This window comes from Pseudomonas sp. FW507-12TSA (assembly GCF_058781435.1).
The window spans coordinates 82870-106344 of record NZ_JBYSWT010000015.1; the positions used below are offsets into that span (position 1 = coordinate 82870).

The 23475-nt window shown below is 64.3% G+C and carries 21 protein-coding genes; 13 read left to right on the plus strand and 8 right to left on the minus strand.

What is annotated here, in order from left to right; translation table 11 throughout:
- The first annotated feature begins 296 nt into the window (after positions 1 to 296).
- A complete protein-coding gene (locus AC3WK8_RS15960) occupies positions 297 to 551 on the plus strand; it encodes a transposase (RefSeq protein ID WP_103325092.1) in 255 nt (84 codons plus the stop codon).
- Positions 552 to 609: 58 nt separating this feature from the next.
- The gene (locus AC3WK8_RS15965) at positions 610 to 894 is read left to right on the plus strand and encodes a transposase (protein ID WP_146043261.1); all 285 of its coding nucleotides are present in this window, start codon (positions 610 to 612) and stop codon (positions 892 to 894) included.
- Positions 895 to 954: 60 nt separating this feature from the next.
- Here the strand turns inward: AC3WK8_RS15965 and AC3WK8_RS15970 are convergent, their stop codons facing one another.
- Positions 955 to 1869 (minus strand): LysR family transcriptional regulator, encoded by a 915-nt coding sequence (locus AC3WK8_RS15970; protein WP_022639902.1) that lies wholly within the window; start codon positions 1867 to 1869, stop codon positions 955 to 957.
- A 258-nt stretch (positions 1870 to 2127) separates the two neighbouring features.
- Here AC3WK8_RS15970 and AC3WK8_RS15975 point away from each other — a divergent pair, with 258 nt between their 5' ends.
- Together AC3WK8_RS15975 and pgm are read left to right on the plus strand one after the other, a co-directional pair.
- Positions 2128 to 3150, plus strand: coding sequence for a zinc-dependent alcohol dehydrogenase family protein (locus AC3WK8_RS15975; protein ID WP_022639901.1), 1023 nt, complete (start codon positions 2128 to 2130; stop codon positions 3148 to 3150).
- Between the two features lie 213 nt (positions 3151 to 3363).
- Positions 3364 to 5010, plus strand: coding sequence for a phosphoglucomutase (alpha-D-glucose-1,6-bisphosphate-dependent) (gene pgm / locus AC3WK8_RS15980; protein ID WP_103325093.1), 1647 nt, complete (start codon positions 3364 to 3366; stop codon positions 5008 to 5010).
- A gap of 79 nt (positions 5011 to 5089) precedes the next feature.
- Here the strand turns inward: pgm and AC3WK8_RS15985 are convergent, their stop codons facing one another.
- A complete protein-coding gene (locus tag AC3WK8_RS15985; RefSeq protein ID WP_085597822.1) occupies positions 5090 to 5785 on the minus strand; it encodes a pirin family protein in 696 nt (231 codons plus the stop codon).
- Between the two features lie 273 nt (positions 5786 to 6058).
- Between AC3WK8_RS15985 and AC3WK8_RS15990 the strand changes: the two genes are divergently transcribed.
- On the plus strand, positions 6059 to 8524 hold the full coding sequence (locus AC3WK8_RS15990; RefSeq protein WP_103325094.1) for a UvrD-helicase domain-containing protein: 2466 nt from the start codon (positions 6059 to 6061) through the stop codon (positions 8522 to 8524).
- 38 nt (positions 8525 to 8562) lie between these two features.
- Here AC3WK8_RS15990 and AC3WK8_RS15995 read toward each other — a convergent pair whose 3' ends face one another.
- Positions 8563 to 8832, minus strand: a complete 270-nt coding sequence (locus AC3WK8_RS15995) for a DUF1652 domain-containing protein (protein ID WP_053129414.1) — start codon at positions 8830 to 8832, stop codon at positions 8563 to 8565.
- A 275-nt stretch (positions 8833 to 9107) separates the two neighbouring features.
- Here AC3WK8_RS15995 and AC3WK8_RS16000 point away from each other — a divergent pair, with 275 nt between their 5' ends.
- The 4 genes from AC3WK8_RS16000 to AC3WK8_RS16015 are packed head-to-tail and all read left to right on the plus strand — an operon-like array spanning position 9108 to position 12916.
- Positions 9108 to 9923, plus strand: a complete 816-nt coding sequence (locus AC3WK8_RS16000) for a helix-turn-helix transcriptional regulator (RefSeq protein WP_103325095.1) — start codon at positions 9108 to 9110, stop codon at positions 9921 to 9923.
- Positions 9924 to 9974: 51 nt separating this feature from the next.
- The gene (locus tag AC3WK8_RS16005) at positions 9975 to 11381 is read left to right on the plus strand and encodes an NAD(P)/FAD-dependent oxidoreductase (protein ID WP_103325096.1); all 1407 of its coding nucleotides are present in this window, start codon (positions 9975 to 9977) and stop codon (positions 11379 to 11381) included.
- Positions 11382 to 11436: 55 nt separating this feature from the next.
- The gene (locus AC3WK8_RS16010; RefSeq protein ID WP_022639895.1) at positions 11437 to 11778 is read left to right on the plus strand and encodes a cupin domain-containing protein; all 342 of its coding nucleotides are present in this window, start codon (positions 11437 to 11439) and stop codon (positions 11776 to 11778) included.
- A 46-nt stretch (positions 11779 to 11824) separates the two neighbouring features.
- Positions 11825 to 12916, plus strand: coding sequence for a polyamine ABC transporter substrate-binding protein (locus tag AC3WK8_RS16015; protein WP_103325097.1), 1092 nt, complete (start codon positions 11825 to 11827; stop codon positions 12914 to 12916).
- A 170-nt stretch (positions 12917 to 13086) separates the two neighbouring features.
- Here the strand turns inward: AC3WK8_RS16015 and AC3WK8_RS16020 are convergent, their stop codons facing one another.
- From AC3WK8_RS16020 to AC3WK8_RS16040, 5 genes are all read right to left on the minus strand, one after another.
- Positions 13087 to 13848 (minus strand): SDR family oxidoreductase, encoded by a 762-nt coding sequence (locus AC3WK8_RS16020; RefSeq protein WP_103325098.1) that lies wholly within the window; start codon positions 13846 to 13848, stop codon positions 13087 to 13089.
- The gene (locus tag AC3WK8_RS16025) at positions 13845 to 15227 is read right to left on the minus strand and encodes an aspartate aminotransferase family protein (protein ID WP_103325099.1); all 1383 of its coding nucleotides are present in this window, start codon (positions 15225 to 15227) and stop codon (positions 13845 to 13847) included. Before AC3WK8_RS16025 ends, AC3WK8_RS16020 begins: the two co-directional genes overlap by 4 nt.
- 36 nt (positions 15228 to 15263) lie before the next feature.
- Complete coding sequence (locus tag AC3WK8_RS16030; protein WP_103325100.1) at positions 15264 to 16079, minus strand: molybdenum cofactor biosynthesis F family protein; 816 nt, start codon at positions 16077 to 16079, stop codon at positions 15264 to 15266.
- 61 nt (positions 16080 to 16140) lie between these two features.
- Entirely contained in the window at positions 16141 to 16824 is a 684-nt protein-coding gene (locus AC3WK8_RS16035) for a helix-turn-helix transcriptional regulator (RefSeq protein ID WP_103325101.1), read from the minus strand.
- 119 nt (positions 16825 to 16943) lie between these two features.
- On the minus strand, positions 16944 to 18278 hold the full coding sequence (locus tag AC3WK8_RS16040) for an aspartate aminotransferase family protein (RefSeq protein ID WP_083456826.1): 1335 nt from the start codon (positions 18276 to 18278) through the stop codon (positions 16944 to 16946).
- 225 nt (positions 18279 to 18503) lie between these two features.
- On the opposite strand from AC3WK8_RS16040, the gene AC3WK8_RS16045 reads away from it, so the two are divergent.
- From AC3WK8_RS16045 to feaR, 4 genes are all read left to right on the plus strand, one after another.
- The gene (locus AC3WK8_RS16045) at positions 18504 to 20030 is read left to right on the plus strand and encodes an aldehyde dehydrogenase family protein (protein ID WP_103325102.1); all 1527 of its coding nucleotides are present in this window, start codon (positions 18504 to 18506) and stop codon (positions 20028 to 20030) included.
- 234 nt (positions 20031 to 20264) lie between these two features.
- Positions 20265 to 21785 (plus strand): APC family permease, encoded by a 1521-nt coding sequence (locus AC3WK8_RS16050; RefSeq protein ID WP_103325103.1) that lies wholly within the window; start codon positions 20265 to 20267, stop codon positions 21783 to 21785.
- Entirely contained in the window at positions 21751 to 22344 is a 594-nt protein-coding gene (locus AC3WK8_RS16055; protein ID WP_103325104.1) for a DUF3156 family protein, read from the plus strand. Before AC3WK8_RS16050 ends, AC3WK8_RS16055 begins: the two co-directional genes overlap by 35 nt.
- Positions 22345 to 22483: 139 nt before the next feature.
- Positions 22484 to 23422, plus strand: a complete 939-nt coding sequence (feaR, locus tag AC3WK8_RS16060; protein WP_085597808.1) for a transcriptional regulator FeaR — start codon at positions 22484 to 22486, stop codon at positions 23420 to 23422.
- Positions 23423 to 23475 lie beyond the last annotated feature (53 nt).

The window sequence follows — 23475 nt, forward strand, 5'->3', positions numbered from 1 at the left end:
CCAGTCAGAATCGCGATGGCCACGTACCTACCAGGCCTGCTGATCGTCGCTGAGTCGCTGTTCTGTCACAATCAGAGGTCTGTCGTTTTCAACCAGGTGACCTAAGTTCTGTACGAAATCCCGAGAAATCCAATCGGCCCTTCAGAAGTTGAGATTCTGTACGATTCCCGGCCTTCTACGGAAAGGAATTTTGTGATGGCAAAGCGTTACGCAATCTCTGATGAGGCCTGGGGTGTGGTCGCCGATCTCTTCATCGAACTCATGGTCGAGGGCGACCGCGCCTGAGCGATGGTCTTATGCTCGATAGCGTGCTCTGGGTACTCTGCTCGGGGGCTGCATGGGAGATATGCCGGAGCGCTTCGGCCCAATGGTCAATGGTGTATCAACGGTTTCGCGGCTGGCGAAATCAGGGGGCATTCGATCAGATGTTCAAACGCTTGCACCTGAGTCTGAGTGAGCAAGGCCTAATCGGTCTGCAAACCTGGATGATCGACTCAACTGCTGTACGCGCAACCCGAGCTGCTTCTGGCGCTCGGAAAAAAGGGGGCTGAAGAGCCTGCCTATCACGCTCTAGGGCGAGTTCGCGGTGGCCTGATAACCGAAATCCGCATGCTCTGCGATACCGGCGGGACACCGTTGCGCTTCCTCCTCTCTGGTGCTCAAGGCAGTGACATCAGCTATGCCCAGCCATTGCTGAACGACTTCAGCATTCCATTAAGCCAACGTGGCCGCGCGCGGAAACGCTGCAAATGGTTGTTTGCTGACAAGGGCTACGACGCTGAAGCGCTACACCGCTACTGCGACCAATATCGAATTAGACTGGGGGCATCCTTTTCAAACCATCCAAAACATGCCCTCAAATATGCCCACAATGTAGCAACTAGCTGGAAGTAAATGGCTATTCGAGACTAGAAAAACGCAGAAATGATCAGCTAACAAGCATGCGCGAAGCCCCTAAAGACTATCAGGGTCGCCAAAAAACATCTGGATCCGCGAGCGCAGCCAGCGCTCTCCGGGGTCGTTGTCCTGGGAGCCGCGCCAGGCCATGTGCATTTCGAAGCTGCGCACCGGCAGGGGCGGGTCTTCGGCACGTACGCCACCGGCGGCGGTGAGGGCTTCGGCGGTGTAGTCGGGGACGGTGGCGAGGATATCGGTGCCGGCCAGCAGGGTGCTCAGGCCGTTGAATTGCGGCACCGCCAGCACGACATGGCGCTTGCGCCCGAGCTTTTCCAGTTCTTCATCGATGAAGCCGCTCAGGTCGCCGGCGAACGACACCAGGGCGTGGGGGCGGGCGCAAAAGTCGTCCAGGCCCAGGGGACCGGGCACGGTGTCGGCGCGCAGCAGCTTGGGCATGCTGCGGCGCAGAACCTTGCGCTTGGCGTTGGCCGGCAGGTCGGTGGTGTAGCTGACGCCGATGGAGATTTCCCCGGAAGCCAGCAGCGAAGGCATCAGCAGGTAGTTGGTCCGGCGCACCACTAGCACGATGCCTGGGGCTTCGGCGCGCAGGCGCTTGAGCAGCATCGGCAGCAGTGCGAACTCGACGTCGTCGGACAGGCCGATGCGAAATACCGCATTGCTGGTGGCCGGGTCGAACTCGGCAGCGCGGCTCACGGCGGTGGAGATCGAGTCCAGGGCCGGGGACAGCAGGGCAAAGATCTCCGTCGCCCGGGCGGTAGGCTCCATGCTACGGCCGGTACGCACGAACAGCGGGTCGTCGAACAGGTTGCGCAGGCGCGACAAGGCCGCGCTGATGGCGGGCTGGCCAAGGAACAGTTTCTCGGCGGCGCGGGTCACACTGCGTTCGTGCATCAATGTTTCGAACACGATCAACAGATTCAGGTCGACACGACGCAGGTCATTACGATTCATCTGGAGTCCTGGCAGATTCAGCGAGCTTGACTGGAGCGGCCATATCGAAACAATGGCCGGCGTGAATCTTACGGGTAAAGGCTGCTACTCTGCACCGGCTAATTGCCTGGCAGGCGGCTCGCAGCCCGCCCAGCCCCGATTTTCAAGGGCACGGAATCGATGACAGACATGTCGACTATTAATAGGCACTGATAGTCTTGCTTTCAAAGCCCGGATAAAGTCCGCGGCATTAGAGGTTATTTTTTGACGAGGTTTGCGATGTCCCGCACGATTCGTTTTCACAAGTTTGGAGCGGCCGAGGTGCTCAAATGCGAAGAGCATGCGGCCTCGTTGCCTGCGCCAGGCGAAGTGCAGGTACGAGTCGAAGCCATCGGTATCAGCTGGTATGACGTGCTCTGGCGGCAGAACCTGGCTTCCTCCCATGCCCGCCTGCCTTCCGGCCTGGGCCATGAGATGGCCGGTGTGGTCACCGCCGTGGGCGAGGGGATCGAGGACCTGGCGGTCGGCGACAAGGTCGCCAGCTTCCCCGCCGAGAGCCCCAACGACTACCCGGTGTATGGCGAGCAGATCGTCTTGCCGCGCTCGGCCCTGACCCGTTATCCGGAGGTCTTGAGCCCGATCGAGGCGGCGGTGCACTACACGCCGTTGCTGATCGCCTACTTCGCCTACGCCGACCTGGCCCGGGTCAAGCCCGGGCAGTTCGCCCTGGTCACCGATGCCAGCCACTGCGCCGGACCGGCCTTCGTGCAGCTGGGCAAGGCCTTGGGCGTAAGGGTGATCGCGGTCACCAAGAATGCCGACGAGCGTGAATACCTGCTGTCCCTGGGGGCGGAAAAAGTCATAGTCACCGAGGAGCAGGACCTGCTGATGCAGGTCAACAAGCTCACCGACAGCCGTGGGGTCGACGTGGTCTTCGATGGCCTCGGCGGGCCGCAGATGTCGATGCTCGGCGATGTCCTGGCGCCCCGTGGCAGCCTGGTGCTGTACGGCTTGCAGGGTGGCAACCAGACACCGTTCCCGGCTTGCGCGGCGTTCCAGAAGAACATCCAGTTCTTCGTGCACTGCATCGGCAACTTCACCGGCAAGCCCGAGCTGGGCATCAGCCAGGACCAGGTGGCGCTGCAGCGCGCCCTGCGCGACATCAACCAGTTGACCGCCGACCGGGTATTGCTGCCGCTCAAGACCCGGGTGTTCCCGTTCAACGAGTTCGTCCAGGCGCACCGCTACATGGACGAATGCCCATGCCGCGAACGAGTCGCCTTGCAGGTCGAGCCGGCCTGACCCGATCCCAGGCCCCCAGTCGCGGGGCCTGGTGCTTTTTCCTTCCTTCCTTCTTTCCTTCCTTGCTCCCTGCTACCGCCCATGGCCGGTATTGCGGGCGTATATCCGTCGATAAATCTTGCTGTCGATTCCGGGATAGATTCCGTCGCGCGATGGTCGAACTGCCAGTAAACTGCGCGGCATTTCCGAACCATCCTTTTTTTGAGGTTTTGCATGACTCTCAGTCCTTTTGCGGGCAAACCGGCACCAACGCAGTTGTTGGTCGACATCCCGCGACTGGTTACGGCGTACTACACCGGTCAGCCTGATGCATCGGTTCCTACCCAGCGCGTGGCCTTCGGTACCTCCGGGCACCGTGGCAGCTCGTTCGACCTGAGTTTCAATGAATGGCACGTCCTGGCCATCAGCCAGGCCATCTGCCTGTACCGCGAAGCCCAGGGCATCGATGGCCCGCTGTTCCTCGGTATCGATACCCACGCCCTGTCCACCCCGGCCGGGGCCAGCGCCCTGGAAGTGCTGGCCGCCAACGGCGTGACCGTGATGATCGCCGAAGGCGACGAGTACACGCCGACGCCGGCGGTGTCCCACGCCATCCTCTGCTACAACCGCGGTCGTACCTCGGGCCTGGCGGACGGCATCGTCATCACGCCGTCGCACAACCCGCCACAAAGCGGTGGCTTCAAGTACAACCCCACCAACGGCGGCCCGGCCGATACCCATATCACCAAGTGGATCGAGGCCAAGGCCAACGAACTGCTGGCGGCCCGGCTCGCCGGGGTCAAGCGCATCAGCCATGAACAGGCGCTGAAGGCCGACACTACCCATCGCCACGACTACCTCAATAGCTATGTCGCCGACCTGATCAACGTCATCGACCTGGATGCCATCCGCAACGCCAAGCTGCGTCTGGGTGTGGATCCGCTGGGCGGAGCAGGGGTGCGCTACTGGTCGGCGATCGCCGAGCACTACAAGCTGGACCTGGACGTGGTGAACCGTGAAGTCGATGCGACTTTCCGCTTCATGTCGGTGGACTGGGACGGGCAGATCCGCATGGACCCATCCTCCAGCCACGCCATGCAGGGCCTGATCGGCCTGAAGGAGCGCTTCGACGTGGCCTTCGCCTGCGACCCGGATCACGACCGCCACGGCATCGTCACCCCCAGCGGTGGCCTGCTGGCACCGAACAACTACCTGGCGGTGTCCATCGACTACCTGTTCCAGAACCGTCCGCACTGGCGTGCCGATGCCGCGGTAGGCAAGACCGTGGTCAGCAGCGGTTTGATCGACCGCGTGGCGGCCCGCCTGGGCCGGCGCTTGTATGAAGTGCCGGTGGGCTTCAAGTGGTTTGCCGACGGCTTGTTCGATGGCTCCCTGGGCTTTGGCGGCGAAGAAAGTGCGGGTGCTTCGTTCCTGCGTCGGGATGGCGGTGTGTGGTGCACCGACAAGGACGGCCTGATCCCGGCGTTGCTGGCGGCGGAAATGACCGCCCGTACGGGGCGCGATCCGAGCCAGGCCTATCGTGCATTGTGCGATGAGCTGGGCGAGCCATTCTCGGTACGGGTCGATGCCAAGGCCAACCCGCAACAGAAGGCGTTGCTCAGCAAGCTGTCGCCACAGCAGGTGACCTCCACTGAGCTGGCTGGCGAGCCGATCCAGCAGATCCTCAGCCACGCTCCGGGCAACGACCAGGCCATTGGCGGCTTGAAGGTGATGACCGAGAACGGCTGGTTCGCCGCTCGGCCGTCGGGCACCGAGGACATCTACAAGATCTACGCCGAAAGCTTCATCGGCGACGATCACCTCAAGCAATTGGTAGAGCAAGCCCAGGCCCTGGTGGATGGCGCCATCAGCGGTAACTGATCAGGCGATTGCCGGCAATGAAAAAGGGGCGACCATCTCGGTCGCCCCTTTTTTATTTGCCGCTGTATCGCGCCTAGTCTCAGGCCAGGTCCACCAGGACGATCTCGCTGTCCTGTACGGCGGTTACCCGCAGCACCTGTTCATCCTGCACGGCGACGCCGTCTCGAGCTTCGGCGCGCAAGCCATTGATCTCGATGATCCCGGTGGCCGGCACCAGGTAGGCCCGGCGCCCGGCGTCCAGGCGATACTCGGCGCTTTCACCGGCCTTGAGGTTGGCTGCCACCAACCGCGCATCGGCACGGATGCGCAGGCTCTGTGCGTCGCCATCCTTGCCGCTGGCCAGGGTCACGAAGCCTTCACGTTGCCCCTTGGGAAACGGTTTGGCACCCCAGGAAGGTGCAGAGCCGGCCTGGTTGGGGATGATCCAGATCTGGAAGATCTTGGTTGGCGTGTCTTCAAGGTTGTACTCGCTGTGGGCGATGCCGGTACCGGCACTCATCACCTGCACGTCGCCAGCCTCGGTACGCCCCTTGTTGCCCAGGTTGTCCTGGTGGCTGATGGCGCCTTCGCGCACATAGGTGATGATCTCCATATCCCGGTGCGGATGCTGCGGGAAGCCGGTGCCAGGGGCGATCACATCGTCGTTCCAGACCCGCAGGTTGCCCCAGTGCATGCGCTCGGGATCGTAGTACTCGGCAAAGGAAAAGTGGTGATGGGCATCCAGCCAGCCGTGGTTGGCGCCGCCCAGGGAACTGAAGGGTCTGAGTTCAAGCATGATCGTCTCCTGATCAAGGCTCGTCATGGCATGTTGCACCTGGCCAAGGACGATAGCCGTGGGTTGATGGCGTGCATCTTCTATCAGTCATTGATCGATAAAAAGCGCAAAAAATGCCTTTATCCAATCGATAAATTAGATGCTTTATCGGGCCGAAAGCTGGTGTCAAACCTTCGCTTCATCGCTTAAGTTGATGACCTGCAAGCAATTCGCTGGATGCTCCGAGAAAATCCAGCGACCATTACCGCTCAAGCACCACACCCTGGAGTCCGCGTGTCGCAACACACCCCCGATCTGCCCCCCGAGCTCATGCCCCTGGCCCAGATGTCGTTGTTCAAGCGCCTGGCGGCGCGTTTCTTCGGCCACGGCCTGACCCGCCTGCGAGCCCAGCATCGGGCTTCCTGGCTGCACGGCCAGGCCGATGGCTTTCGCAGTGGCCATACCGCGGGCGTGGAGTACGGCTACCGCGAGGGGCGACTCGAAGGCTTGGAGGAAGGCCGCCAGGTGTTGCTGATCCGCGACAGCCGCGATACCGAGCACAGGCCCCCTGGCGTGGATGACCGGTTGTTCGACGATTGGCGCCTGCCCCTGGACGCCGAGCTGAAGAAGCGCTTCAAGGCCGATGTCGCGCGCCTATTGGCGCCCGAGGCCCAGCCCAGCGCCGCGCAATGGAAAATGATCTTCAGCGACACTCCAGCCACCGCGGTGATCGCTGGCGCCGGGGCCGGCAAGTCGACCTCGCTGGTGCTGCGTCTGCTGTTGCTCCATCACTACCTGGGGTTCGAGCTGGACTCCATGACCGTGGTGACCTTCACCCGGGAGTCGCGCAAGGATTTCATCGCCAAGCTGATCCAGGTGTTCGCCCTGTGGGGCCGGCAACTGGATGCCCGGCAGGCCCGGGACCTGGTGCGCACCTTCCATTCACGGATCCTGCCCATGGTCCGCAGCCTGCCGGGGTTCGAACGGCTGCAGGCGTTCGAGAACCTCAACGAGCGGCAGCCGGGCCTCGACGCCGAGGTGGACAGCAACCCCTTCGACCTGCGCATCAACGATGCCCAGCGCCAGCACCTCAACGCCTGCTACCAGGGGCTGTATAACAGCGACGAGCGCTTTCGCCTGGCCTTGAAACCGCTGTTGCGCCATGCCCTGCAGCTCAAGGAGCTGGAGCGTGATCATCCGGATGTGCAAAAGCGCATGGCCGTCACCGAGCTGGCGGCCAAGCGCGACGAGGAACTGTGCGACGCGGTGGAGGACATGTGGTTCAGGGCCGGGGCCTGGCCGATCAAGGGCATCGAACCCACGCGTCAACGCTTCGAGATCAACGGCGCACCGTTCCACTGCCATGGCTACTGCGCCGAACTCGATGCCTGGGTGGTGCTGGGCTTCGACCCGCGGGAAAACCCGCAGATCACCCGGCCCGGGGCCAAGCTGAGTGTCCGTGCGGAGTGGGCGGTAAAGCGCACCCTGTTTCAAGCTTTCTGTCGTAAACCATTGATTTGGCTTGATAGTTACGAAGATTCAAAGCGCGCGCTCGGCGCTTTTTCGGCCCAGGCCAGCGCCGGCCCTGGCTTCGATTACCGGGTCAAGGGCGAGCTGGCTTCGGCGCCGTTGCTGGACTGTTTCGTCGCCGCCGCCGGGTTCATCGAGAACCTGGGGCTGGAGGTGGGCGACGCCGTGGGCCGCATGAGCTTTGCCCAGGACGACCCGGATCGGTACTTCTTCGAGGCACTGAGCCTGTTCTGGCGCGCCCTGGAGGACCATCTGCTGGACCAGTCGCCACCGATCATGACCTACAACCGCATGTTCGCCCTGTTCAGCGAGCGTTCGCCGGAGAACTTCAAGCTGTTGGCCGACGCCTGCCTGAGGCCGATGTCGCACCTGATGATCGACGAGTTCCAGGATGTCTCACCGCAGATCGTCTCCTGGATCAAGGCCAGCCTCGGCGAGATCCGCCGCCGTGGCGCAGCCCTGCACCTGGGGCGGGGGGCACAGCATTCCTCGCTGTTGTGCGTGGGTGACGACTGGCAGTCGATCTATGGCTGGCGTGGTAGCTCACCGCGCTACTTCATCGAGTTCAACAAGGAGTTCGTTTCGCCGAGCACCACCCGGGTCATGCTCAGCGAGAACTACCGCAGTCATCAGCATGTGATCGATGCCGCCGAGCACATTGTCCGTGCGGCCCCGACGATTGCCGGCAAGAAAGCCAAGGCCAGCGGCGAGGCCCGCGAGCCATGGCCGGTGCAAGTGCTGGATCGGGACGACGAGGGCTTGGCCCAGCGTTTGACGGAGCACTATCGGCAGGGCGATTCGATCTTGATGTTGTTTCGAAAAATAAGCGATAAGTTATTGATTGAAAACGAAATATCACAAATAGTTAATGTTGATTCTAGCTTGCCGCCAGCGGCCAGGCGACTCAAGCAGTTGACCTTTCACAGCGCCAAGGGCTTACAGGCGGACGTGGTGTTCCTGCTGGGCGATTGCCAGCACCTGAGCAGCTCACCCTACAAGAACCAGGTGTATCGCATGGCCAGGCTGGGCAAGGACGGCGACGCCACGCCCTACGACAGCGCCCAGAAAGACGAGATCCTGCGCCTGGCCTATGTGGGTATCACCCGTGCGGTCAAGCATTGCTACTGGTATGTCGAGCGCCGGGACTCCAGTGCGGGCAATGCTCCGAGGGCCTCGGACCGGGTGCCGAAGGACAAGCCGTACTTCCAGGATCTGCGACAACGGCCATGAAAAAGCCCGCCGGTTGGGCGGGCCTGGGTGAAGGGGGATCAGGCCTTGAGGGCCAGGGAGGGCGAGAAGGCTTCCAGCTCATCCTCCACCGCCTCGATTATTCGTTCGACGTCTGCGGCGCTCATCACCGTTGCGCAGGGAATACCGGCGATGGCGATCATGGTTTCGCCGCTGGCGCGGTCGAAGAGCCGGGCGATCATGCTGCCAGGCGCATCCATGCTGGCTTCGAAACCCATGGGATGAAAATGCCAGCGCATCAGCTGGCAGGCGTTGGGAAAGGTGACTTTGCTGGCCCAGACTGTGTTCATCGATGGCCCACCTTGATTCATTGAGCGCTTCCTTGTGCTCGCGGTAGGAACGAGGGCTCGTCGCTGAGCCGCTCGGTTGAGGCTCTAAAAATAGCACCGGGTCATGGGCGCTTGCAGTTTTTTTGGCCACCGTCCGGCGGTTCGTTCATGAAAGTTTGATGCCAGTCACGCCTGCATTGGATGACCGAGCGTGTTGTTTGTCCCGGTTATCGGGGTAGTGATTGCCGCTTGTCGGCAAGTTCGGCAAGCTGCACTTTTTTCTTCTCGGAAAATCTATGGCTGCCGCTGATGATGGGCCCCTGCAAGCCGCCATCACCGGCGATACGGTGATGCGCTACCACCTGTGCTGGAAACTGCGCGATCTCGAAGGGGTGATGGCGCTGTATCACCCGCAGATCCAATACAACGACTTCTTCCAGAACCGCACGCTGGCCCTGGCCGAGCTGCGCGAATACGTGCAGGCCAGCATGCCGCGGGCCCCGGACGAGACCCTGGAGCACTGCGATCGCATCCGCCTGGATGGCGACACGGCCTTCATCCAGTACCAGGTGACCCTGAGGGGCGGCCAGGGGCTGGTGTCGTTCCGGGCCAGCGAAGCGATCACCGTACGCGACGGCCTGATCTGGCGGGTCAACGAATATGCGGCCCTGGTGCGCGAAGGGTCTTCGGCCCAGCCTGCCGGCGGCCCGCGTCCGGCAGCCAGCCGTCTGGGGTTGTCGCCGCGCCAGCTGGGACGCATGGCCGACGACCTGGAGCAGTATTTCCAGCGTCAGCAACCCTATCTGGACCCGGAGCTGGACCTGCAACGGGTGGCCGGCGAATCCGGCTACAGCCGCAACCAGATTTCCTACCTGCTCAACCAGGTGTTGGGCCAGAGCTTCTACCGCTACGTGAACCAGGCGCGCCTGCAACATGTGCTGGCGGCTCTGGAGCAGGCTGTGCCGCCGCTGCGGATCGATGAGCTGGCCTTCGCCGCGGGCTTCAATTCACTGTCGGCGTTCTACAACTGCTTTCGCCAGCACACCGGCCAGACCCCCAAGGCCTATGCCCGGGAAATTTCCTTGCGTGCACGGGCACAAGACAGCGCCTGAAGCCGGGCACTAGCATCGGCCCATCGAAAGTTCGGTTGGCGGAGTGTTGGCATGCCTGCTTGGCGCAATATCAGTTTGTGGATGGATCAGCTCGACGAGCCGCTGCCCCCCCGGCCAGCCCTGGAACGGGACCTGGACCTGGACGTGGCGATCATCGGCGCCGGCTACACCGGCCTGTGGACCGCCTATTACCTCAAGCGCCTGGAGCCGGGGTTGAAGATCGCCGTATTCGAGGCGCAGATCGCCGGTTTCGGTGCCTCCGGGCGCAATGGCGGCTGGCTGATGGGCAACCTGCTGGGCGAGGACCGCCTGCTGGCGCCGCTACCGGTCGAGCAGCGCCGGGCCTCCTATGAACTGCTGCATGGCATACCCGATGAGGTGGCCAACGTCATCGAACGTGAAGGCATCGACTGCGACTACCGCAAGGGCGGCGTGCTGTATTGCGCGGCCCGTTATCCGGAGCAGCACGCCAGCCTGCGCCAGTACCTGGCGCATCTGCATGACCAGGGCCTGGGCGAGGCCGACTACCGGTGGCTGACTCCTGAGCAACTGGCTGGGCAACTGCGCGTGGCCAATGCCTATGGGGCGATCCAGGCTGCCCATTGCGCCACCATCCAGCCGGCCAAGCTGGTGCGCGGTCTGGCCCGGGCGGTGGAGCGCCTGGGGGTGGCGCTCTACGAGAACAGCCTGGTGACCCATTGGCAGTCCGGCAGCCTGCAGACTCCACGGGCGGCGGTGCGCAGCCGCTGGATAGTACCGGCGGTGGAGGGCTATTCGGTGACCCTGGCACCCCTGGGGCGCTACCAACTGCCGGTGCAGAGCCTGCTGGTGGCCACCGAGCCGCTGCCCCAGTCCACCTGGGACGAGATCGGCCTGAGCCAGGGCCAGGCCTTCAGCGAGGGCAGTCGCCAGGTCACCTACGGCCAGCGCACCCTGGACGACCGCCTGGTGTTCGGCGCCCGGGGTGGCTATCAGTTCGCCGGCAAGCTGCGCCACGACTTCAACCTGAGCGAGGACGAAGTGCAATTGCGCCGCTACCTGTTCGGCGAGTTGTTTCCACAACTCAAGAACGTGCGCATCACCCATGCCTGGGGCGGCAACCTGGGCATGTCGCGCCAGTTCCATCCGCACATGCTCTGCGACCGCCGCAAGGGCATCGCCCTGGCCGGTGGCTACGGTGGTGAAGGAGTGGGGGCCAGCAACCTGGGCGGCCGGACGCTGGCCGAGCTGATTCTGCAGCGTGACAGCCCCTTGGTACGCCAGCCCTGGGTCCTGCCCGAAGGCGGCCTGGAGCGACTGCGGGCCTGGGAGCCCGAGCCGTGCCGCTGGCTGGGCTACAACGCGATCATTCAAAGCTTCGTTCACGAAGACCAGACTCTGGCCAATCCGGCCACGGCTCCCTGGCGGCGCAGGATGGCCAGCCGGATCGCCGGGTTCATGGAAGGCTTCATGCACTGACCCGGCTTCACCTGCCGGGCGCTATGCGCTCGGCGCTTCCGCCTGAGGTAGCACCATGAGCATCACGCAATTGAAGAACACCGCCACGGCCATCCTCGAGCAATCGGCTCCGGTCGCCGTACCCCTGGGAGAGCCGTTGGCCGTGACCTCGGTCACCGCCGTGGAGCGCAGCGACGGGGTCGAGACCGGCATCTGGGAGTGCACGCCAGGACGCTGGCGACGGCAGATCGTCGCCCAGGAGTTCTGCCACTTCATCCAGGGCCGCTGCACCTTCACCCCCGACAACGGCGCAACCGTGCACATCCAGGCCGGCGATGCCTTGATGTTGCCGGCCAACAGCACCGGGACCTGGGACATCCTCGAGACTGTGCGCAAGACCTACGTCCTGATCTTCTGATCGCCAACTGCCTGCCAATAACAAAACCAACCACAGGTATCGCTCCATGACCCGCAAGACTCGCGCTTTGCTGCTGAGCCCGTTGTGCCTGGCCGCCGCCCTGGCCCAGGCCGCCGATACGGTGAAGATCTACAACTGGTCCGACTACATTGCACCGGACACCAACCGCCAGTTCCAGAAGGCAACCGGGATCGGTTTCACCTACGACGTCTATGACAGCAACGAAACCCTGGACGGAAAGTTGATGACCGGAAAATCCGGTTACGACGTGGTCTTTCCTTCCAACCACTTCATGGCCCGGCAGATCCAGAGCGGGGCCCTGAAGAAGCTCGACAAGACCCAATTACCCAACTGGCAGAACCTCAACCCGGTGCTGCTCAAGGCCCTTGAGGTCAATGACCCGGGCAACCAGTACGGCTTCCCCTACCTCTGGGGCACCACGGGCATCGGCTACAACGTGGCCAAGGTCAAGGCAGTGCTCGGGGACGATGCACCATTGGATTCCTGGGACCTGATCTTCAAGCCCGAGTACATGCAGAAGTTGCAGAAGTGCGGGGTGGCGATCCTGGATAACGGCCCGGAACTGATACCGGCGGCCCTGAACTACCTGGGGTTGGCGCACCACAGCAAGAATCCGGCGGACTACAAAAAGGCCGAAGCCTTGCTGATGAAGGTCCGGCCTTATGTGAGCTATTTCCATTCCTCGAAGTACACCAGCGACCTGGCCAACGGCAACATCTGCGTGGCAGTGGGCTTTTCCGGAGACATCCTGCAGGCCGAAAGCCGCGCCAAGGAGGCCGGCAACGGTATCCAGATCGGTTACTCGATTCCCCGGGAGGGCTCGCCGCTGTGGTTCGACATGGTGGCCATGCCGGTGGATGCCCCGGATGAGAAGGCCGGCTACGCCTACATGGACTACCTGCTGCGTCCCGAGGTGATGGCCGAAGTCAGCAACCACGTGCATTACGCCAATGGCAACCAGCAAGCCGACAGCCGGGTGGATCCGGCGATCAAGGGCGACCCCAAGATCTACCCGAGCCCGGCGATGATGGACAAGCTGTTCGCCTTGCAGGCCATGCCGCTGGATATCGACCGGCTCCGCACCCGTTTGTGGAACAAGATCCGCAGCGGCAACTGACAGCCCAAGCCGCTAACAGGCCGTTGAAAAAACTAGGCGAGGCAGCCAGCGCAAGGCAAAAACAGGCGAAAAAGCGCAGTTTACGCGTGCTGAATGAGCATTTTGACCGGGCTGGCGCACCAGCTTGTTTTAACGCCGCGATGGCAACGCAGGTAGTTTTCAACGTCCTGTTAGATCTGGGTGTTCTCCGGAAGCAAGGCGCCGCCATCCACCACCAGGGTCTGCCCGGTGATGTAACCAGCCTGCCGGGAGGCCAGGAAGGCCATGGCCCAGGCGATGTCCTGGGGCACGCCCAGGCGTTTGAGCGGAATGTGCCCGGCCAGGGCACCGGCATCCCCCAGGTTGTCGGTGGCCTGGGTGGCGATCAACCCCGGCTCGACGCCATTGACCGTGATCCCGTATTCCGCTAGCTCCAGCGCCGCAGCGCGGATGAACCCGTTGACCCCGGCCTTGGACGCCGCGTAGTGGGCCAGCCCGGGTATCGCCGTGCGCGGCCCGGTGACCGAGGAGGTCACGACGATCCGCGGGTCCTGGGCTCGGCGCAGCGCCGGCAGGGCGGCCCGGGCCAGCCAGAAGCAGCTCTTGAGATTGACCGCCAGGGTGCTGTCCAGGGTCGCGTCCTCCAGTTCGGCGAGCCGCTGCATGGGGAAGATCCCTGCGTTGTGCAGCAGCAGGTCGAGGCCGCCGAAGGCCTGTTCGGTAGCGGCCACGGCCTGCTCGGCGGCGGCCCGGGTACCCAGGTCGATGGCCAGCAGCTCGGCGCAGCCGCCGGCCTCGCGGATCAGGCGCAGGGTCTCGGCGCCGGCGGCGGCGCTGCGGGTGGCCAGCATCACCTTGGCACCCTGGGCGGCGAACAGCTGGGCGATGGCCCGGCCGATGCCCTGGCCGGAGCCGGTGACCAGGGCGATGCGTCCTGCCTGTGCGCCGCTCATGAAGCTGCTCCCGGCAGCACCTGGGCCAGGCACTGATCCAGCAGGCGGTTGTGCAGGTCCACCTGCTCCTCGCTGGCGCTGGGGCACAGCAGGGCCATGTTGTGGAACGGCGTCAGCAGCACCCCGCGATTGAGCAGGTACAGGTGCAGGTAGGCCTCGATCAGCCCGTGCCGCGCATGGTGGGCTTCGCCGCCGTTGCGCGGGGCATGGGGCATGAACAGGTACTCGACCCGGGCGCCGATGCGGGTCACGTGCCAGGGCAGGCGGTGGCGCTGGATGATCGCCTCGACCCCGGCCCGCAGGCGTTCGGCCAGCTGGAACATACGTTGGTAGTTGGCCTCGTTCATCACCTCGCTGAAGGTGGCGCGCATGGCGGCCATCTGCAGGGCGTTGCCGGCCAGGGTGCCGCCGAAGCCGAAATGGTTGATCGCCTGGCCCGGCGTAAAGTGCGGCAGGACCTGCCAGATCCGCTCGGCCATGGCTTGGCTGGCGCCCCAGACCGCGGTGGGAATGCCCCCGGCGATGCACTTGCCGAGGACGAAGAAGTCCGGTTCCAGGCCATGCTCGCCGCAGTAGCCGCCAGGGCCACAGGACAGGGTATGGGTTTCGTCGATGATCAGCGGCACGTCGTAGCGCCGGGTCAGTTGCCGCAGGCCATCATGGAATCCCGGCGCCGGCGGCACCATGCCGACGTTGGTCATGAAGGGTTCGGTCAGTACCGCGGCCACGTCGCCATGGGCCAGGGCCGCTTCCAGGGCCGGCAGGTCGTTGAACTCCACCAGGCGGGTGGTGGCCTGGTGATGCAGGCCGTTGGCATGCACGCCTTCGCGGGGAATCATCTGGCCGCCGGCGTCGAACTCCACCTGGGACTCGTCGACGCTGCCGTGGTAGTTGCAATTGAACACCAGCACTTTCTGCCGGCCGGTGATCATCCGGCACAGGCGCAAGACGAAGCGATTGGCATCGGTGGCCGAGGTGGTGACCTGCCAATAGGGCAGCTTGAAGCGCCGGCTCAGCTCCTGGCCGACCCACAGGCTGTCGGCGGTGGGCAGCATCAGGGTCGAGCCATGCCGCGCTTGCTCGGCGATGGCTGCTGCCACCACCGGTTGGGCGTGGCCGAACATGGCCCCGGTGTCGCCCAGGGCGAAGTCGACGTACTGCCGGCCATCGCAGTCGGTCAGGGTCGCACCCTGGGCATCGGCCACCATGATCGGGTATGAGCCGGGCCACTGCTGCATCCAGTGCAGCGGGGCACCGTAGAGCCAATGCTCGAGGTTCTGGCGGTAGAAGGCGCCGGAGCGTGGATGGCGCTCGGCAAACAGTTGCAGTTCGCTCTGGTAGCAGTCGGCGACGCGTTGCAGGTCGAGTCCCAGGGTCATGGCAAGGTCCTGTGAAAAATGTGCGGTGGCAAAGGCTCAGGAATGGCTGGTGCGATTGAGCACCCGGGCCAGGGCGCCCACCGGGAAGTTGGCGAAACTTTCGAAGTCCGCGCCCTGGTAGCCGAAGATCTTGCCGTCGCTGCGCCCGGCTGCGAGGTCGATCAGCACCAGGCCCAGGGTCGGGACGATCTTTTCCCGCCAGACGAACAGGTACAGCTGCTCGGCGACCTTGTAGTAGTGGCAGCGGTCGGTGTCCGCCAACCCTTGCTCGACGCCCTTGAGGCACTGCCAGCTGTAGAAGTCGGCATTGAGGTAGACGTGTTCGTAGGCTTCGCTGGCGCTGTAGACGTACTGGTTGCGCAGGCCGATCAGTTCCTCTGTGGGGGCGTGCCGTGGCGTGTCGGCGGTGCATGGCCGGTCGATGGCACCGTGCAGGAACTGCGCCTTGACGCTGGTCAGCTCGCCGCCGGCCAGGGCCCGACTGAACAGATCGGTCCGGGTTTCGTCACGGCTGGGCATCTGCCCGAGGACGGCGGTGAAGCACTGGCGCTCCAGGTCCAGGACCAGGCTCACCGAATGGGTGGCGCCCTGGTCCTGCTTGAGAAAATCCACCAGGTACAGGCCGGGGCGCAGCGAGGTGGCGCGGTAGGCCAAATCCTCGCCGGCGCTTTCGCCAATGTTGTTCCAGCTCAGGGTGGCGGCGCCGAAGCGATGCTCGATCTGCCAGCCGTTGTCGAAGTGCAGGGTCAGGTGGCGCCCGGCCAAGTCGTCGCGGGCGGGGAGGATGTGGTTGTCGCCGGCAAACCCGTCGGCCAGGGCGCCGACGGTGATCCATTCAGGTTGCTGGTTCATGGCAAGGCTCTTGTGCGTTGTCGTAGAGCTGCATGTTCGGGCCTGGTGCGGCGCCTGCCCATCAACCGGATGGTTGAGTCCTGAGGAACAGCGTGCTTACCAGTTCGGTGCGGTTGCCCGCGCCGACCTTGCGGAACAGGTTGATCAGGTGGGTCTTGACCGTGGGCAGGCCCAGGTCCAGGCGCCGAGCGATGGTCTTGTTGTCCGCGCCGTCGCGCAGCAGCCAGGCGATTTCCCGTTCACGGGGCGTCAGCCCGGCCAAGCGCGGGTCGGCCTCGGGGCACGGGGCCCGGGCGGCGATTTCCAGCAGCCCCTGCAAGGCTTGCAGGGTGGTCAGCTCATCGTTGCTGAAGCGCCCGAGGCTGGCGTCGCGTAGCAGCGAAAGCCCGGCGATGGGGCGCTGTTTGTCGCAGGCCAGGATCTCCACCACATCCAGCACTCCGTGGCGCTGCAGGAAGCCCTGGTACACCAGGGTGTCGTGACGATCCTGGCGGGCCATGCCCATGTGCAGCGACAGCACCGGGCGCCCGGCGGCCGCGCACAGCTGTGGTTGCAGCGGGTCGTAGCGCCGATAGCGTTGCAGGTAGGCCTGGTGCATTTGCTCGGGCATGCGGTACAGCGCGAAGTCTTGGGCTTGCAGCTGTGGGTCGATGCGGTAGAAGGCGCAGAGGCTGGCGGGTACTACCTGGGTGAAGGCGGCGATGCAGCGTTGGCCCAGTTCATGGGGCATGGCGACTGCGTGCATGGAAGACTCCTGGCTGCCCGCTGGGCAGGGGCTCGGGGCTGGCGCAGGTAGCGGGCCGCGCGATGGCGGCCGGCCATTGGAGAGTGCCGGGGGGGGGGCGGGTAGGGCCGGTGGGCCGGTCAGCGCCGGGCCTGGCTCAGGCCCTGGGCGAGGGCGTCGACGATGACATCCACCTGCGCCGGCTGGATCACCAGAGGCGGCGAGAGAATGATCTTGGTGCCCACCGGGCGCACCATGACCCCGTGTTCCCGGGCGATCTGCGCCACTTGGTTGGCGTAGCCGCTGGTGGGGTCGATGGGCTCGCGGGTGCTCTTGTCGGCCACCAGGTCCAGGGCCACCATCAGGCCCTGGCCACGCACTTCGCCAACGCTGTCGAAGCGCTCGACGAACGGCTGCAGCTTGGCCAGCAGGTAGTCGCCCATCTTCGCCGCGTTGGCCGGCAGGTCTTCCTTGACCACGATGTCCAGGCAGGCCAGGGCCGCGGCGCAGGCCACCGGATGCCCGGCGTAGGTGTAGCCGTGCATGATGGCGCCGGTGAAGTTGCCGTTCTTCTCGAAAGCTTCCTCGATCCGCCGGTTGACCACGGTGGCGCCCAGGGGGATGTAGCCCGAGGTGATGCCCTTGGCCAGGCACATGATGTCCGGCTTGACCCCCCACAGGCGGCTGCCGAACATCGAGCCGCTGCGGCCGAAGCCGGTGACCACTTCGTCGGCGATCAACAGCACGCCGTACTTGTCGCAAACCTCGCGGATCAATGGCCAGTAGTTGGCCGGCGGCACGATGACCCCGCCCGCGCCCTGGATCGGTTCGGCGATGAAGGCCGCCACGGTGTCCGGGCTCTGGAACTGGATTTCCCGCTCCAGCAGGTCGGCGCAGATCTTGCCCAGCTCCTCCGGGTCCTGGCTGTAGGGGTTGCGGTACAGCCACGGGGTGTCGATGTGGTAGCAACCGGGCAGCAGCGGCTCGTAGTTGCGCCGGAACACCGTGTTGCCGTTGACCGAGGCGCCACCGAAGTGGGTGCCATGGTAGCCCTGGCGCAGGGAAATGAACTTGGTGCGATCGGCCTGGCCCTCGAGCTTCCAGTACTGGCGAGCCAGCTTCAGGGCGCTTTCGATAGCGTCCGAGCCGCCCGAGCTGAAGGCTACGCGGCGCATGTCTTCAGGCTCCAGCAGGTTCATCAAGACCCGCGACAGCTCCTCGGCGCGGGGATGGCTGACCCCGTCGAACAGCTGGAAGTACTCCAGCTCATCGAGCTGGGCGGTGATGGCCGCCTTCACTTCCTTGCGGTTGTGGCCAACGTTGACGTTCCACAACCCGGCCACGCCATCCACCAGTTGACGGCCCTGGTCGTCGTACACATAGCAGCCATCGCCGCGCACGATGCGGATCGGCTCGCGTTGCTTCATCTCGTTGGGGTGCAGCATGGGATGCCAGAAATGGCTTGTTTGGCTCACGTTGGATCTCCTGATAGGGCTCGAACAGCTTGGGGCCATTAGGGCGCGATTGGCCGACGTGTTGCTTGCCTCTGTGTGCCAGGGCATTTGATCCAGGCTGCCAGGTGTTTGTCGAGCCTGTCGGGCTTGGCAGCCAGCGCCAAGTTTTGCGGCAGCCAGGATCAAGACGGCATCGGGCTTTGGGCTCAGAGTCTCGGTCAACAGGTACAACCAAGAGGATTGACGATGAGCGTTGCCATCGACCCACGTGTCGCCGCATTCATAGACAGCCAGCACGGCCTGCTGATCGACGGCCATAGCCGCCCGGCGCTCTCCGGGGCGCGGATGCCGGTCCATAACCCGGCCACCGGCGAGCAATTGACCGAAGTGGCCATGGCCGCCCAGGCCGACATCGACCTGGCGGTGGGCGCTGCCCGGCGCGCCTTCGAAGGTAGCTGGAAAGCCCAGCGCCCGGCCGATCGCGAACGCCTGTTGCTGAAACTGGCGGATTTGCTCGAGGCCAATGGCGAGGAGCTGGCGCAACTGGAAACCCTCAACAACGGCCAGTCGATCCACCTGGCCCGGGCCCTGGAAGTGGGCGCGGCGGCGGAGTTCACCCGCTACATGGCCGGCTGGGCGACCAAGATCGAGGGCAAGAGCCTGGATGTGTCCATCGCCGCAGTGCCCGGCGCGCAGTACCGGGCCTACACGGTGCCGGAGCCGGTGGGCGTGGTGGGGGCCATCGTGCCGTGGAACTTCCCGCTGCTGATGGCCATCTGGAAGATCGTTCCGGCCCTGGCCTGCGGTTGCACCGTGGTGCTCAAGCCGGCGGACGAGACCCCGCTCACCGCGCTGCGCCTGGGCCAGTTGTGCCTGGAGGCGGGCATCGCCCCTGGGGTGGTCAACGTGGTGACCGGCACTGGTGCAGGGGCCGGGGCGGCGCTGGCGGCCCATCCGGGCATCGACAAGCTGGCCTTCACCGGCTCGACCCAGGTGGGCAAGCTGATCGGCCATGCGGCGGTGGACAACATGACTCGATTTTCCCTGGAACTGGGTGGCAAATCGCCGGTGATCGTGCTCGATGACTGCGATCCGGACACCGCTGCCGCTGGCGCCAGTGCGGCGATCTTCTTCAACCAGGGCCAGGTTTGTACCGCTGGTTCGCGGCTGTACATCCAGCGCGGCATCTATCAGCAGGTGCTCGACCGGTTGGTGGCCATTGCCGGCTCGCTGAGCATCGGCCCGGGCCTGGACGAACAGGCGCAGATCAACCCGCTGATCTCGGCCAAGCAGCAGCGCCGGGTACTGCAGATGGTCGAGCGCGGAGTCGAGGAGGGCGCGCGGGTGCTGTGTGGTGGTACGCCCTTTGGCGAGCGCGGCTTCTATGTCAGGCCCACGGTGGTGGCCGATGTGCAGGCCGGGCAGCAGCTGGTGCGCGAGGAAATCTTCGGCCCGGTGGTGGTCGCCATGCCTTTCGACACCCTGGAAGAGGTCGTGGCGCTGGCCAACGACAACCAGTACGGCCTGGGCGCGAGCATCTGGTCCAACGACCTGGGGCAGGTCATGGGACTGATCCCGCAGATCAAGGCTGGTACGGTCTGGGTCAACACCCACAACATGCTCGACCCCTCGATGCCCTTCGGTGGCTACAAGCAGTCCGGTATCGGTCGCGAGATGGGCCATGCGGCCATCGAGGCCTATACCGAGAACAAGTCGGTGTGCATCGCCTATCAGGCCGTTGAAAAACTACCTGTGTTGCCATCGCTGCGTTGAAAACAGGCTCAAAATGCTCATTTACCACTCGTAAACTGCGCTTTTTCGCCTGTTTTCGCCTTGCGCTGGTTGCCTCGCCTACGTTTTTCAACGGCCTGCTATTGAGCCAGACCTCGCAGGCCAGCCCTGCGGGACGACTCCAGGCTGCGCCAGACAGCCGAGCATGGCGGCCGCGCGTGCCCTTGAAATGCCTAGAACAATAATCATCAACCCATGCTTTCGAGGTTTACCAGCATGTCGCTCAACGACAGACTCAACCGGCACCTGCACCAGGGTGTCGTCGGTTTTCCCACGGCCCTGGCCAGTGCCGTGGGCCTGATCATGGCCAGCCCGGTGATCCTCACCGCCACCACCGGTTTCGGCATCGGCGGCGGGGCCTTCGCCGCGGCCATGGTGATCGCCCTGCTGATGATGCTGGCGCAGTCCACCACCTTCGCCGAAGCGGCCTGCCTGTTGCCCACCAACGGTTCGGTCTATGACTACCTGGCCTGCGGCCTGGGGCGTTTCTTCGCCATCACCGGCACCCTGTCGGCCTACCTGATCGTCCACGTGTTCGCCGGCACCGCGGAAACCATCCTCAGCGGGGTCATGGCCCTGGTCAATTTCGAGTCCCTCAATACCCTGCTGGAGCAGAGCGGCAGCGCCTGGCTGGTGGGGGTGGGGCTGGTGTTGTTCTTCGGCCTGCTCAACGCGGTGGGGATCACGGCCTTCAGCCGCGCCGAGGTGATCCTGACATTCGGCATGTGGAGCACCCTGATCATCTTCGGCGTGATGGGCGTCCTCAAGGCCCCGGCGGTGCAGCTCGATGGCTGGTTCGGCGCTTCCACGGTGGGCACCGACCTGCCCACCATCCTGTCCCTGGTAGGCATGGCGATGTTCATGTTCGTCGGCTGCGAGTTCGTCACGCCCCTGACCCCGGACGTACGCAAGGCCGCGCGGACCATTCCCCGGGCCATGGCCCTGGGATTGGTGGGGGTGGCGGTGTGCATGTTCATCTATGGCGCGGCGATGAAGCGCCAGGTGGCCAACGTCGCCCTGAGCGAGGACGGCAGCGTGCACCTGCTGGAGACACCCATGGCCATCCCGCATTTCGCCGAGCAGATCATGGGGCCGTTCGGGCGTATCTGGCTGGGGATCGGCCTGCTGTTCGCCGGTGCCGCTACCATCAATACGCTGATGGCCGGGTTGCCGCGCATCCTCTATGGCATGGCCCAGGACGGCGCCTTGCCGAAGGTATTCACCTACCTGCATCCGCGCTTCAAGACGCCATTGCTGTGCATCGCCGTGGCGGTGCTGATTCCTTGCCTGCACGCCTGGTGGCTGGGCGGCAGCACCGACAGCATCATGCACCTGGTGCTGGCGGCGGTTTGTGCCTGGAGCACGGCGTATCTGCTGGTCACGCTGTCGGTGGTGATGCTGCGCATTCGCCGGCCGGACCTGCCACGGCCCTACAAGTCGCCGTGGTTCCCACTGCCGCAGATCCTTTCTTCGGTGGGCATCCTGCTGGGCATGTGGTTCATCACTCCACCGGGGATGAACCCGAGGGACATCTACTTGCCGTTCGGCAGCATGCTGGGCCTGACCGCGGCGTATGCGCTGCTCTGGACCCTGGTGGTGCAGAAGGTCAATCCGTTTCGCCCGGTACCGGTGGAAGAGGTGCTGGAACAGGCCCTGGGCCTGGCCCCGGAAGATCTCCCGAACCCTCGGCAGGAGGTGGCCGATGAACCTTTCAAGCTGGCGACAAAACCTCTTTGAACTGTGGCACCGGCCACCCTCGGGTTATCGCCCGGGGCTGACCCTGGGCCAGTTGCGCCGGGATTTGGCGGGGCTCGACTATGTTAGCCAGGGCGCAGCCCAGGGGCGCTTTCGTTGCCCTCGGCGCGGCCTGGAGTTCGAAGTGGCGGAGTGCCCCCAGGCGCAGTTCCTGATGCATATCGTGGTGTGCCAATGGCAGATGCGGGTGCCCGCTGCCGGCCCGGGTCGGGCGCGCATCAGCTTGCGCCATACCGGGGCAATTCGCCGCCAGGGGCTTGCCGCTCGCGTGCGTGACGGCGAGCAGGCCGGCTGGGCGCCCCTTCTCCAGCGCCTGTGCCAGGACCCACAGCTGCTGGCCGAGTTGCTGCCCCTGGATTTCAAGCGCCTGGAGCTGCACCGCGATGACCAGGGTTGGCAGGTGCGCCTGGAGCACTTCGGCGCCAGCGAGGTGGTCAATCGCCTGCCAGGCATGCGCCGCTATATCCGTTTGAATGCTGTGCAACGAGAGGCGCTGCTGGGCAGCCTCGGTCACCTGCAGCGCTTGCTGGCGGATTACTGAAGCGTCCATTGGCACGACCCCTGCTTGAGCCGTGACAGGTTATTCCTGCTGCCGGGCGCCTTGCCTGGCAAATAGATAACATGTTAATGATATCGCCATAAAAACAATGGCGGCCCGAACCGGCTCCTGGAGGTGCACAGTGCTTGCTTCCCAAAGTTTCAGTTCCTGGCTGGGCGCCCTGCAGGGCGTCTGCGGTCGTTTCGATGCCCGCCCGGCGCACAACCCCGCGCTGTTCATCGGCGAAGTGGGCTTGCAGGACTATGCCGGGCTGGAGGTGGCGCAGATCCGCACCAATGCCGGGCTGATTTCCCGGCAAGGCACCCGGGCCGACCAGGCCGACGATCGGCACTGTTTCCTGATCGTCCAGCGCAGCGGCCATGCGCGCCTGAGCCAGGATGGCGAGAGCGTGGAACTGGCGCCTGGCGACATGGCCTTGCTGGATTCCGCCGGCGCTTGCGAAATCGTGCCCCATGGCTTGATCGAGCATGCCTCGTTCCATTTGTGCCGGGAGGAGGTCTACCGGCACCTGCCGGCCCAACAACGCAAGTTCGGCAAGTTGTCGCAGAATTGCGCCAGTGGCCGGCTGATGCGCCTGCTGGTGGAGCAGATCTGCGCCGGCGACCTGCATGGCTGTGCGGCGCAACAGGAGGGCCAGGCCTTGCAGGAGGCGCTGATCGCCTTGCTCGGCCCGACCCTGCGCCAGACCGCCGACAGCCTTGCCGGTCACGATGAAACCCTGCATGGCCAGTGCCTGCGCGAGCAGGCCCGGCAACTGATCCAGCAATCGCTCAACGAGCCGGGGCTGACCCCGGTGGCCCTGGCCGGCCAGCTGAACATCTCGGTGCGCCAGTTGTACCGACTGTTCGAGGAGCAGGGCGACAGTGTCTGTCGCTTCATCCAGCGTTCGCGGCTCAAGCGCAGTGCGGCGGACCTGAGCAATCCGCACCTGCGCAACGAATCGATCACCGATATAGCCTTCAAGTGGGGCTTCACCGATTCGGCGCATTTCAGCCGCACCTTCAAGAAACACTTCGAGCAGTCGCCCCGGGACTATCGCGCGCGTTCATTGAATGCCTGAGGGCGTTTTGCCGCCGGCGTCCGTGGGACGAGGCGATCCCCAGAAGGCCCTGT